Here is a 12,418-nt window from a genome sequence, read left to right on the forward strand (position 1 = left end):
CCTTCCGGTCGTCGGCCCGGCCGGCCCGGGGGATCAGTCCTTGTTCTTGCCGAACAGGCGTTTGATCCAGGATTCCTTTCGCTCGCTGCGGCGTTCTTCCCGGCGGTCGTCCTTCAGCAATTCCTGGGCGATGCGGGCGGCGTATTCGGTAGCGGTCTCATTAGTGCGCTGCCGTTTGTCCTCTACCTTCTCCCGGATTTCCGCCTGGTCGAACTGGCCGAGGGCGCGGGCGATCTCCTCGCTCAGGTTAAGGTCGGCGAAGATGGGCATCTCGTCGAGGTAGTCGGGGCAGTCGAGTTCCGCCAAAGTCATCTCGTCCAGGGGCGCGAAACCGCCCCCGTGAAAGGCCTTAAGCTGCGGGCTGCGCTGCACCTTGCGGAGGAAAGTGCCCCAAATCGGTAGGGCGGTGGCGGTGGCCGAACCGCGTGAGAGGGTGCGGAAGTGCACGGCGGGGTATTCGGCCCCGACCCAGGTGCCAACCACCAGCTTGGGGGTGAAGCCGAGAAACCAGCCGTCGGACTGGTCCTGGGTAGTGCCGGTCTTGCCGGCCAGGGCACCTTCGATGCCGTAGGTCGACCGCAAACGGGCCCCGGTGCCGCCGTTGACCACACCGGCCATCAGGAAGGTGGCGATCTTGGACACGCGCTCGTCGAGCACCCGCTCCGTTTCACCTGGCCGTTCGAAGGTCACAAGTACCTTGCCGTCGGCGTCCTCGATGCGGTCGAGGTAGTGCAGGCGGCGGGGGCGCCGTCCCTGGTTGGCGAAGGCACTGTAGACCATGTTCATCTCAGCGAGGCTGGCCTCTACGGTACCCAGGGCGATGCTCGGGATGGCCTGCACGGGCTTTTGGACGCCCATGCGGTTGATCTGTTCGGCCAGGGTGGGTAGGCCGCTGCGCACGGCCAGGTTGACGGCAACGGTATTCACCGATTTGGCCAATCCGCCCTTCATGGAGTAGGCGCCCGTGTATTGACCGTTCGGGTTGCCGGGGCTGTAGTCGTTGTACTCGACGTAGGTGGCCTGCTCCGCGGGAGTGTACTCACAGGGGAGGATGCCCTGCTCCAGGGCCGTGGCGTAGACGACGGGTTTGATGGTGGAGCCTACCTGCCGGCGACTGCTCACGTGGTCGAACTGCACGGTGCGGAAATCCACGCCGCCCACCCACGCGCGCACCACGCCCGTGGCCGGTTCGGTGGCCAGCAAGCCGGCGTTAAGTAGGGTAAAGTAGTGCCGCAGGCTGTCGACCGGGCGCATGAGGGTATCTACCGCGACGCCCTGCCGCCAGTCGTAGACGGTCATCCGCCGGGGCTCACGGAGTTCAGCGAGGATCTCTGCTTCGCTCAGGCCGCGCTGCTGGAGTTGCTGGTAGTGCTCGCTGCGCCGCAGGGCGGAGTTGAAGGCATCTTCCCAGGGGGCTTGCTTGCGCGACTTCCAGTCGTCGGCCAGGCTTTGCTGTATACGGGGCAATTGCTCCCGTACGCTCTCCTCGGCCATGCGTTGCAGGCGGGAATCTATGGTGACGAAGATGCGCAGCCCGTCACGGTCGGCGTCGTAGGGGCGGCCGTCGGGGTGTTGGAGGTCCTTCAACGCCGCCTGGACGTCGGCGCGCAGGCGCTGCCGGAAGTGGGCCCCCGACCCGACGCGGTCGTTGTCGCGGGTATAGTGGAGTTCGAGGGGAAGCTGGGCAACGGAATCGGCCTCCTCATCGGTTATCGAGCCGTTCTTGGCCATCAGGGTCAGGACCACGTTGCGGCGGCCGACACTCTTCTCGGGGTGGGCGCGCGGACTGTAGGTGGTGTTGGCCTTGAGAAGACCGACAAGTATCGCCGCCTCCTGGAGGTTGAGCTTCGAGGCGGGCTTGTTGAAGAACCGGCCAGCGGCCACTTCAATGCCGTAGGCTTCCTCGCCGAAGGGAACGGTGTTGAGGTAGAGGTTGAGCAGTTCGCGCTTGGAATAGACGTCCTCGAGCCGGCTGGCAATGACCATCTCCCGGAGCTTCACCTTCAGCATGCCGAGACGGTCGTACTGGTTACGGGGGAACAATTGCTTGGCCAGCTGCTGGCTGATGGTGCTGCCGCCGCCGCCGCTGCGGTCGCCCATCAGGATGGTCCGGACGGCCACACGGGCCAGGGCCCGGAGGTCGACGCCCTGGTGCTCGAAGAAGCGGGCGTCTTCGGTGGCGATGAGGGCCTGGGTGACGTACGGACTGATCGCGTCCAGCGGCACGCTCACACGGTTGATGGTGTAGTACTTGCCGAGGGGGGCCCCGTCTTCGGTGAAGATGGAGGAGGCATCGTCGTTCTCGATCTTGGCCAGTTCCCCGCGGCTGGGCAAATGTCCGTAGCTGCCCGTCATCACCCCGATGACCAGGAAGAGGAAGAGCACCAGGACCAGCGCCACGGGCACGCCGAGGCCGAGCAGAACGAGCTTACCCGGGGGCTGGGCGCGAAGGTATTGCACGGTATTCCGACCCAGACGGGTAACGGTGGCCGTAAGCTTTTTGCGAAGCGGTGTTGGCATAGGTTGGTTTCAACGACGGTAGTCAGATAAACAGGTCGGCGCGCCGTAACGCTATACGGCGGTCGCGACTTAAACAAAGCTTAACGCTTGACAAACGCCGCAGGTCGGCGATTCCTTGCTGTGGGGGAAGGTTAATCCGCTTACTGCACCTGAAAGAGCGCATTGGCGAACAGGAACTTACCGTTTTCCCAGAAGGCCCGGTACAGCGGATTGTCGATCAGGTAGATGACCTGTCCGCGGCGCAGCGGCTCGACGCCGAAGTTGAGCGTTTCCTGGATCTTGTCGAAGGCCTGGTTGCCCACGAAGCCGGAGACGCGGGGTTCGGTACGCACGCGCCCCACGTTCCACCCGTTCTCGAGGTAGTCGTAGGCGTCGTCGCTGGTCTTCAGGGAAGAGTAGGCCTCTCCGATGCCGAAGCTCAGTGGATGTGTGCCGTCCATTTCTACCTGCACGATGGCACCGGGGATGAAACCTTCGATGAAGCGGCGCTCCTGATCGGCGTAGGGTTGCAGCCGTTTCTCGCGCTTTTCTTCCTCCGAGAGGGTGTCCTTGGCTGCTTCCTTAGTGGTGAGGCCGAAGCCCTCCTTACCGGCGAGACTGCCGTTGGCCGCGCCGATGGCGATCAGCTTACCGCCGGCCCGCACCCAGCCGGCGAGGGCTTCCGTCTCGGCGTCGGTGAAGTTGAAACGCCCTTCCGGCAGTACCAGGATGTCGTAATCGCCGTCGAAAACTTCCATCACGTCCTCGCGGTGGAAGATGCTCAGGGGGTAGTTGAGGTCCTGTTCGAAGTAGTACCACACCTGACCGAATTCGTTGGAGTAGATCCCCTCACCCGAAAGGGTGGCCACCTGGGGTTTACCGATCAGGGCGTAGTTGCTGCCGCCCAGATCGCCGCCCACGGAGGCGCTGAAGCCGGTCTCCAAAACTTGCAGCTGAGCTTCGTGGTCCTGGGTGAGCCGCTGCAGGGTGCCGGCGAAGTCGGGGTGAACGCGGTTATCGCCGCGGTTGATGATGAGGGTGCCGGCCGGGTACTCGGTATTGCCGAAGGTGAAGTCCGTCTCGGAGGCCCGCACCTGAATGCCGGCCTTGAGGAGGGCGGCCAGGAAGCGCGCGCTGCTCATTCCTTCCCAGGGCAGGGCGAAAGCGTAGGTGGAAGCCACGTCGACGCCGGCCAGGGGGTTCTGGTAGTCCGCCGTCTGGTAGGGTTCAGTGGCCACGTTCAGGCGGCTGGTGCTGGCGTAGGTGTCCAGTCCGTAAGCCAGGGGCACCGACCAGGCGGTGATGTCGTAGGTCACCGAATCCTCCACGAAAGCGGTGGGGTCGAACAGCACCTGGGTGAGCACGGAGCGCGGCTGATAAGCGGAAACCACCAAGTCGCCGGCACTGACTGCCAGCTTACCTTCTTCGCCCGTGGCATAGTTGTAGCCATCGAAGTTGCGCGCGGCCGTAGCGCGGCTGTACTGAATGCCGTTGCGGTCGAGCAGGTCGGTCAGGGCCCGCAGTTTGCCCTGGGGGTTGTTGGCGCTGACCACGTAGGTCTTGTAGGGCCCCTGGGGATTGTCGGTGGCCCCGGCGAAGTAGCGCGCGAATTCACTCGTCAGGCGGTCGGCTTCCCGGGCGGCAATCTCCACCGTGCTCAGGGCGGTGGTGCGGTGGTGCGCCACGCGGTCCTTCAGGGTCAGGGTATCGCCGGTGGGCAGTTCGATGGCGCGCCCGCCCCGGCTGCCACCGCCCTGTTCGTACGTCATGCCGATGGCCCCGTTGAAGGTGGGGTAGGTGTCGCCGTAGCTAGGGTAAAGCAGGTCGAAGCGCTCCCGCGTGAAGTAGAGCCAGCCGTGTTCGTCGAAGTAGCGGGCGTGGTTTTGGCCGATCTCGGTCTGGAAGTCGCCCTGCCAATCGGTAATGTACTCGTGGAAGGGTTTCGCCGCCGGGGCGAAGTAGTAGGGCGAGGTGTAGCCCTGCTCGTGAAGGTCGGCGTGGATGTGGGGCATCCACTGCTGGTACTGCACGATGCGCTGCCGGCTTTCCTTCTGCGTTTGCCAGGCCCAGTCGCGGTTCAGGTCGAAGAGGTAGTGGTTGGTGCGCCCGCCGGGCCAGGGTTCCTGGTGTTCGCGGGTGGCGGGGTCCACGTCCAGGTTCGTCGTGGCTACCTGCCGGAACCAGTTGGTGTAGCGGTTGTAGCCGTCGGGGTTTTCGCTGGGGTCGAGGAGTACGACCACGTTCTTGAGCCATTCGCCGGTGCGGGCGTTGTCCGGGTCGGCCAGGTCGTAGAGCACGCCCATGCTCGCCTCGGATCCGGTGGCTTCGTTGCCGTGTACGCTGAACGACAGCCATACTATCGCAATGTCGTCCAGGGCGGGGTCCGTATCTCCGGGCAACAGTCCGGCGCGGCGCAGGTTGTTCTCCCGGATGGCCTCGATGCGGGCCAGGTTTTCCGGCGTACTCACGGTGGCAAGCAGCAGGGGACGGTCTTCGTTCGTGGTGCCGTACTGTTCCAGCGTCACCCGGGGGCTTTCCTCGGCTACGAGTTGGTAGTAGTCGACCAGCATCCAGTGGGGGGTGAAGGTTTCGCCCAGTTCGTGGGGGAGAAATTCGTCGGGCGGCGTAACGGTACTTTGGGCGCCGAGCGCGGGTGCAAGGAATGAGCCGGGGAAAAGTCCTGCGGCAAGGAAGAGCAGGGGAAGGTACAAGCGCATCTGGTGGGGGTCTAAGGGCGGCTAAGGTAAGAAAAGCGCCTTTTCCCCCTCGCGAGGCACCACCGGGGGCTATGTCTTAGCGGTACGATTCCTTCAGCAGGGCTTCCAGCTGGTCGAGGCAGGCCGTGAATCCTTCCCGGAAGCCCATTTCGAGCGTGGCTTCCAGGTCGCGGGCGGAAGGGTAGGTAGTCTCCACCGTGAGGAGGGTATTACTTTCTCCCCGTTCAGTGAAGGTGTTCACCCAGCTGGATTGGGGGAGGTCGGAGTTGAGTTCACCGTTTTCGTCCGAAAACCCGTCCTGGCCGCTGAAGGATTCTTGCGGGTGGATGGATTCGTAGTCGGTGCGGCCCCAGTGTACTTCGCCGCCGGGTCCGCGCATGGCGTAGATGCGGGAGCCGCCCTCGGTAAAGTCCATGGACTTGGTGTGCGATCTCCACGGGGCGGGAGCCCACCACTGATCCAGCAGGTCGGCGGTGGTCCAGGCCGCCCAGACGAGTTGCCGGGGCGCGGCATATTCCCGCTGGATCCGGATCCGGTTGTGCTCTTTTTCGACCGAAAAGGTCAGGGTGTCTGCTGGGTTCATAGGGTAGTGATTTGAAAGTAGCGTGGCCGAGGCCGAAAGCTAATTTAGTGACCGGCGGGCATGACGCGCAATAGGGGTCGGGGGATTAATCTGCGCCTTAATCTGCGGGCTTTGCTGTGAATTTTTCGCGCCTTCGGCGCCTTAGGCGTTCTTTGAACCGCGGATTTCGCGGATTCTTGCGCGGATTTTGGCGCAGATTTTTTTTGCTTGCGCTGCTCGCGTATGTCAAGTTAGGTTAGGTCAATCTACGCTTTAATCTGCGCCCCAATCAGCGAAATCTGCGGTAAGTTTCTGTAGCACCTGTGGTGCTTCAGGGGTCTTTGAACCGCAGATCACGCGGATTCTTGCGCGGATTTTGGCGCAGATTTTTTGCTTGCGCTGCTCGCGTATGTCAAGTTATGTTAGGTCAATCTGCGCTTTAATCTGCGCGCCGATCAGCGGAATCTGCGGTGAGTTTCTTTAGCGTCTGTGGTGCTTCAGGAGTCTTGTGAACCGCGGATTTCGCGGATTCTTGCGCGGATTTTGGCGCAAATTTTTTGCTCGCGCTGCTCGCGCATGTCAAGTTAGGTTAGGTCAATCTGCGCTTTAATCTGCGCGCCGATCAGCGGAATCTGCGGTAAGTTTCTGTAGCACCTGTGGTGCTTCAGGGGTCTTTGAACCGCAAATCACGCGGATTCTTGCGCGGATTTTGGCGCGGATTTTTTCGCCTTCGGCGGCTCGGACGTAAAGTGTACTCTTATTACGTCATTTTGCACGCAGCACGGATTATTTGTAGGCACCGAAAAGTGGTGTAGACCGCCCTTGAGATCGCCCGGGCGGCGGGGCGCAAAAGGGCGAAAAAGAAGGCTGCACTGTTTGAGCGCGCTTGAGATTTTGGTTGGAAAACGGATGGGGAACTATCGACAGACTAATGTCGGAGATTGGATTTTGCAGCGAGTTTGCAGCATTCCGCCCTTTTGGGTTCCGCCGCACGATATAGGCGATATCAAAGGCTTGCTTTTTTGGTCCTTTTGTAGCAAGACAAAAGGACGGAGCATTTTTTTGAACCGCGGATATTTGCTCACGCTGCTTACTTATGTCAAGTTTGGTGAAATCAATCTGCGCTTTAATCTGCGCCCCAATCAGCGGAATATGCGGTGAATTTTTAGCCTCTATGGCACTTCAGTGGTCTTGCGAACCGCGGATTGTGGCGCAGATTCATTGCGGGCACCAAAAGGTGGGGTGGATCGACCCATCGCAATCGGAAGAAGGGAAACTTCAATCTTCGAATCCGATTTCAGGGGTGTGCAGGCGGTAAGCCCACGCGGCGCGTGATCGGTTCGGCACCATTGAACTTAGGCAAGCTTCCCGCTAAAACCCGGGGAAGGTAAATTTCGTCTTACTATATTGAATACCGATTATCCGCTATGCGCTTCCGAACCACCTTACTTTGCTGTTTCCTCATTCTGCTCGGCACCTGCGTCCGCGCCCAGGTACTGACCGTGAGCGAGGAGATACCCATGCGCAACGATACAGAGTACACGCTGGTGGGCAAACTCGGAGGCCAGGTGCTGCTGCTGCAGGACCGCGAGAACAAGCACCTGCTCACCGCCTACGGACGCAGCATGAACCAGAGCTGGGAGAAGGAACTGGAGCTGCGCGGCCGCAACGTGCGCATGCTCGACGCCCTGCCGGCGCAGGACGGGACCGGCTTCCACCTGCTCTATCTCTACCGCGATAAGGGCCGCAACCACCTGCAACTGGATCGCTACAACCCGGCCGGTAACCTGCAGGACAGCGTGACGCTGGTCGATTTCGGAATGTTCGTCACGACGCCGGAAGATGAGATCTACCACTCCGACGACGACAGCAAGCTGCTGCTGCTCATGATCGACCAGCAGAGCAAGGCGCGCTACCTGGGCATTGATCTCGACAGCATGAAGCTGCTCTACGACCGCGAGCTGGAGCCGGAGAAATTCTTCTTCAACGACGATTTCCTGCAGGCCGAGATTTCCAATACCGGCGACATGTACTTCATCGTGGAGCGCGACAACTTCAAGAGCCGCCGCCGTAAGCACCGTTACGAGGTGTACACCCACCGCGCCGACGGCGGCGACCGCGCCATGATCGACGTCAACCTGGGCGACAGCCTGACCTACGACGTCTTCTTTAAATACGACAACCTCAACCGCCGGTTGGTGGCGGGCGGACTGTACTCCACCAAGGATTTCATCCGCGCCGAAGGCTACTTCTACCTCTGGATCAACCCCGATAACCCGCGCGACGAACTGCGGCCCCGCTTCCAGGAGTTCCCCATCAACCTGGTCAAGAACGTGGAAGGCCGCAAGTTCAACAAGCGCCACCCGGGCATCAACGAGCTTACGGTGCGCGACGCGATGCTGCGCCGCGACGGCGGGATGGTGATGATCACCGAACGCGACCGCCGCCTGCAACGCCGCGGGGGCGCCGCTCAGAACCAGTTGCTCAACACCTACGGCGGCCGGCCGCTGGTCGACTACCACCTCGACGAAATCGTGGTCTTCGCGGTCAATCCCGACGGCACGCCCCACTGGAGCAACATCATGCACAAGAAGCAGTATAGCCAGGACGACAACGGGGTATACTCCAGTTTCTTCCTGATGGAAACCCCGAGCCGGCTGCGCCTGCTATTCAACGACGAGATCCGCTTCGAGAACACCGTGAGTGAATACGTCCTGAACCCACGCGGGGAGTTTGACCGCAACACCCTCTTCCATACCCGCGACCTGAACCTCCGCCTCCGCTTCCGCGACGGCATCCAGGTGGCCGCCAACGAACTCGTGATGCCCAGCGAGCACCGCAACCGCCTGCGACTGGTAAAGATGACCTACGACGCCCGATGAAAGCACACCCCCTTTTCTCCCTCCTGCTCCTACTCCTGCCCCTCTTGCTGGGCTGTCAGCGCCGCATGGCCGAGGGTACCCACGTGGCTTCTCCCGATGAGGAAATCCAACTGCAGGTGGGCGATCGCCTGCGTGCGGACCCCCGGGCGGATGATTTCTTCACCTTTGTAAAGGTGCTCGAAGACAGCCGCTGCCCCCGAGGCGTACAGTGCATACAGGCCGGCCGGGCCGTGGTAGCGGTGCAGGTCATGCGCGACGGTACCCTGACCGAGGAAACGGTGACCATCGACGGCAACGCCCTGGCTACCGACCAGGGGCCGCTGCAGCTGGTGCATTTGGAACCTTATCCCGACGCTTCCGTTCCTGATCCAGGGCCTTACCGCCTCACGGTCCGCCTGCTGGAGTAGCCCCTAAAGCGGGCCTGCCCCAGGCAAGAAGCTGCACCTGGTATACTGTAAATAATCTCCCATGTTCTTCCCCACCGGCGACGATCAGGTCGATGGCGGTCATCGCCCCCACTTTGCCTACGGCCTCATCGCCCTCAACGTGCTGATCTTTGCCTACCAGTACAGTCTGGGTCCGGAACCGGGGGAGTCCTTCGTTTACCAGTGGGGCACCATCCCCGAGCGCATCGCGGCAGGGGAGGGGCTGGAGACCCTCATCACGAGTATGTTTCTCCACGGCAGCTGGCTTCACCTGGTCGGCAACATGCTTTACATGTGGATCTTCGCCGACAACATCGAGGCTACGGTGGGCAGCGCTCGGTTTCTTGTGTTTTACTTCCTGGGGGGTATCGCGGCGGGACTGTGTCACCTGTACTTCAACTGGGGCAGCCCGATACCGGCCGTCGGGGCCAGTGGGGCGCTATCAGCGGTGATGGGAGCTTACATCGTCCTCTTTCCGCGGTCCAACGTACGCGGCTACCTGTTCTTCTTCCGGATCAACGTGCCGGCCTTCCTGTTTTTGGGCTTCTGGTTCTACCAGCAGTCTTCGGCGGGCTTCGCCAGTCTGCAGAGCAGCGCGGGTACGGGCATTGCGTGGTGGGCCCACATTGGCGGCTTCGTTTTCGGGGTCATCAGCGGCTTCGTCTTTCGGGCTACGCACCACATCCCCCGGCATTCGGAGGGCTACCGCCACAATGTCGATCTGTAGGGCGGGCGCGCGGGTGCGATCATAAGATGAAGGTTCTGTGGGAAGTGGAGGTGGAAAACTAATGCCAAATGGCGGGCGTTGAGCAAGTTATAAATCCTAAGTGCCATGATTGAGTCGCAAACCAGCAGAGAGGAATTGAAAGAACTTCTGCGTGAAATTCTTCATGAACATCCAGAACTTATCCTTCGAGCCCTCGAAAGTGCTGCACCAAGTGAATCTCTTACGGTGGCAGACACCGTAGACTATATTTCTTTGGATGAGGTGAGGGAGATCGTCAAATTAGATTTTGCTAAATACGATCCTGTCTTTCGCGCGCTAGCATGAAGAAGATTGAGTATTTAAGTGCCGAGGCGATTATTCTGATCAATAAGTCAACTATTGAGGCCCACGGTGGCCATTTCGTTCCTCCCTCTAACCTCTTTCGTCCTGATGCATTGCAGTACGTTGTCGAGTCAGTACATGCTCAGGTTTTTGGGAAGGTTATGTACCCCCACATTGACAGATAAGGCAGCGGCCTATATGTTTGGAATCGTCAGTAACCACATTTTCCACGACGGCAATCAGCGGACTGGACTGGAAGCTGCAAGTGTATTTCTACAGGCAAACCATTACCGTTGGGCAGATCGAATAACGCAAATTGATTATCAGGATCAAAAAGTACCCGGAAAAGTTATTTCGGGAGATGTGAATGATAATCTGATTCAATTTACTCTTGAGATGTCAAGTGGGAAGGTGAATTTTGATGCTTGCAAACAGTGGTTTGCCGCCAATACCTATTCGTGGGATCCCCGATAATTGAAGAGGTTTGTAGGCTTTTGCAAAACTTTGTAGGGTAATAAACATGTTCCTTGATGACTAATTCGGCCAATATGGAACCCACCCCCCTAACCCGCGAAGAACTCAAAAGCGCCATGCGTGCCCTGCTGATCCGAGAGCCGCGCCTCTTCTTTGAAGTTGTGCAGGAGCTGCGTGAGGAGGCGGACAATATTCCCGAGGAGGAGCACCACAGCGAGCAGCAGAAGTGGTGGGCCATGATCGAGGCCGAGTTCATGCAGTTGGCGGAGGTGTTCCGGGGTTTCGCGTAGGAGGGGGGGGCGATGCCACAATATAAACTACCCCCTAAAAGACTAAAGAACTAAAAGACCAAAGAATTACCCCCGACCCATCTCCACCAGTTCCCCGACCATCATGGCCGTAGCGCCCCAGACCGCCTCACCGGCCACGACCCAGTGGGGCACCTGTTCGAGAACCAGTCCGTTGAAGAGTTTCTTGTTGCGGTAGTCCACGGCGTCGTCGGCGAAGAAGCCATCGAAGGGCAGTTCGAGTACCCGTTCCACTTCGCTGGTTTGGAGTACGAAGTCCGGTCGGGTGGGAGTGTAGGCCACGAAAGGGTTGACCAGGTAATTGCTCACCGGAATGTAGAGGGGCGTTAGTTCGCCCAGCAGTTGTACGCGGGCGGGGTCCACGCCGACCTCCTCGTGGGTTTCGCGGAGGGCGGTGGCCGCGGGGCTGTCGTCTTCCGGGTGGGCGGCGCCACCGGGGAATGAGACCTGGCCGCCGTGGCGGTCGCCGGGCGGACTGGTACGCTGAATGAACAGCAGGTGGAGGCGTTGCTGCACCGGGTAGAAAAGCGCCAGTACTGAAGCGGGCCGGGCGGTGGGCGGCGCTTCGGTATGGACCTTGCGCAGGGCGTGACCCATGATTTCCTGGGCGGCGTATCCCGGCAGGTCACCCCGCCGCAGGCGGCGGCGAATGCGTTCCAGGAAATCGGCACCCTCCAGGGTGGGGTCCATTAGGGCTTATTCGACTTCTTCAGGTAGTTTTCCAGGGCCATGCCCATGCTGGGCACCTCCGGTGGATTGGGGGCGATGTTGACCGTCAGGCCGGCGCGCTCCACGGCGGCGGTGGTCTTGCGCCCGGCAACGGCCAGGCGGGTGTCGCGCTGCTTGAAATCCGGGAAGTTCTCGTAGAGGGAATCGATGCCCAGGGGGCTATAGAAGATGATCACGTCGTAGAAAACGTTCTCCAGGTCGCTCAGGTCGGCGGGCAGGGTCCGGTACATCAGGGCGGGCGTCCAGTCGAAGTTGTTCTCGTCCAAGTATTCTGAGACGAACTCCGAGCCGAGGTTGCCGGTGGGCAGCAGGAACTTCTCCTTGCTGCGGTGCTTCTTGAGGGTGGGGGCGAGATCCTGGATCGTGCGCTGACCGTAGAATACCTTTCGCTTGCGGTAGACGATGAATTTCTGCAGGTAGTTGGCGATGGCCTCCGTCATGCAGTAGTACTTGGTTTCCTGGCTCATCTCGATGCGCAGGGCCTTGCACAGGCGGAAGAAGTGCTCGATGGCCAGTTTGGAGGTGAAGATTACCGCGGTGTATTCGTCGGGGCGGATCCGCTCCTTGCGGAACTCCTTTTCCGAAAGCCCCTTTACCTCGATGAAGGGGCGCCAGTCGATTTGCAGGCCATACTTTTCCTCCAGCTTAGCGAACGGACTGCGTTCAGGTTCGGGCTGTGACACCAGGATTGTACGTATGGGTTTGTACGATTCCTGTGAGGATTGACTTTCAGCCGCCATAGAATGAGGGTTATGTACTATTTACGCAGTTAGG

11 protein-coding genes are annotated in these 12,418 nt (G+C 60.3%); 6 read left to right on the top strand and 5 right to left on the bottom strand.

All coding sequences use genetic code 11. The features are described 5' to 3' along the window. Positions 1-33: 33 nt before the first annotated feature. From E4021_RS12485 to E4021_RS12495, 3 genes are all read right to left on the bottom strand, one after another. Complete coding sequence (locus E4021_RS12485) at positions 34-2,520, bottom strand: transglycosylase domain-containing protein (RefSeq protein WP_136459698.1); 2,487 nt, start codon at positions 2,518-2,520, stop codon at positions 34-36. Positions 2,521-2,660: 140 nt separating this feature from the next. Further along, the gene (locus E4021_RS12490; protein WP_136459699.1) at positions 2,661-5,216 is read right to left on the bottom strand and encodes a M14 family metallopeptidase; all 2,556 of its coding nucleotides are present in this window, start codon (positions 5,214-5,216) and stop codon (positions 2,661-2,663) included. A 76-nt stretch (positions 5,217-5,292) separates the two neighbouring features. Then, positions 5,293-5,799: an SRPBCC family protein gene (locus E4021_RS12495; RefSeq protein WP_136459700.1), complete on the bottom strand. Its 507-nt coding sequence runs from the start codon at positions 5,797-5,799 to the stop codon at positions 5,293-5,295. A gap of 1,406 nt (positions 5,800-7,205) precedes the next feature. Here E4021_RS12495 and E4021_RS12500 point away from each other — a divergent pair. The 6 genes from E4021_RS12500 (at position 7,206) to E4021_RS12525 (ending at position 10,897) form a co-directional block, all read left to right on the top strand. Next, on the top strand, positions 7,206-8,660 hold the full coding sequence (locus E4021_RS12500; protein ID WP_136459701.1) for a hypothetical protein: 1,455 nt from the start codon (positions 7,206-7,208) through the stop codon (positions 8,658-8,660). Further along, positions 8,657-9,067, top strand: a complete 411-nt coding sequence (locus tag E4021_RS12505; RefSeq protein WP_136459702.1) for a hypothetical protein — start codon at positions 8,657-8,659, stop codon at positions 9,065-9,067. Before E4021_RS12500 ends, E4021_RS12505 begins: the two co-directional genes overlap by 4 nt. A 61-nt stretch (positions 9,068-9,128) precedes the next feature. Further along, positions 9,129-9,812 carry a rhomboid family intramembrane serine protease gene (locus E4021_RS12510; RefSeq protein ID WP_136459703.1) on the top strand — a complete coding sequence of 228 codons (684 nt, stop codon included), beginning with the start codon at positions 9,129-9,131 and terminating at the stop codon, positions 9,810-9,812. A gap of 105 nt (positions 9,813-9,917) precedes the next feature. Beyond that, positions 9,918-10,136: a hypothetical protein gene (locus E4021_RS12515; protein ID WP_136459704.1), complete on the top strand. Its 219-nt coding sequence runs from the start codon at positions 9,918-9,920 to the stop codon at positions 10,134-10,136. 135 nt (positions 10,137-10,271) lie between these two features. Beyond that, positions 10,272-10,607, top strand: coding sequence for a type II toxin-antitoxin system death-on-curing family toxin (locus tag E4021_RS12520; protein ID WP_262712777.1), 336 nt, complete (start codon positions 10,272-10,274; stop codon positions 10,605-10,607). 74 nt (positions 10,608-10,681) lie between these two features. After that, on the top strand, positions 10,682-10,897 hold the full coding sequence (locus tag E4021_RS12525) for a hypothetical protein (RefSeq protein ID WP_168797591.1): 216 nt from the start codon (positions 10,682-10,684) through the stop codon (positions 10,895-10,897). Positions 10,898-10,963: 66 nt separating this feature from the next. Here the strand turns inward: E4021_RS12525 and E4021_RS12530 are convergent, their stop codons facing one another. Then, positions 10,964-11,605, bottom strand: a complete 642-nt coding sequence (locus tag E4021_RS12530) for an NUDIX hydrolase (RefSeq protein ID WP_136459707.1) — start codon at positions 11,603-11,605, stop codon at positions 10,964-10,966. Further along, positions 11,605-12,384 carry a uroporphyrinogen-III synthase gene (locus E4021_RS12535; RefSeq protein WP_136459708.1) on the bottom strand — a complete coding sequence of 260 codons (780 nt, stop codon included), beginning with the start codon at positions 12,382-12,384 and terminating at the stop codon, positions 11,605-11,607. Before E4021_RS12535 ends, E4021_RS12530 begins: the two co-directional genes overlap by 1 nt. Positions 12,385-12,418: the final 34 nt, after the last annotated feature.

Origin of the sequence: Neolewinella litorea (genome assembly GCF_004803465.1) — a bacterium.
GTDB classification, from domain to species: Bacteria; Bacteroidota; Bacteroidia; order Chitinophagales; family Saprospiraceae; genus Neolewinella; species Neolewinella litorea.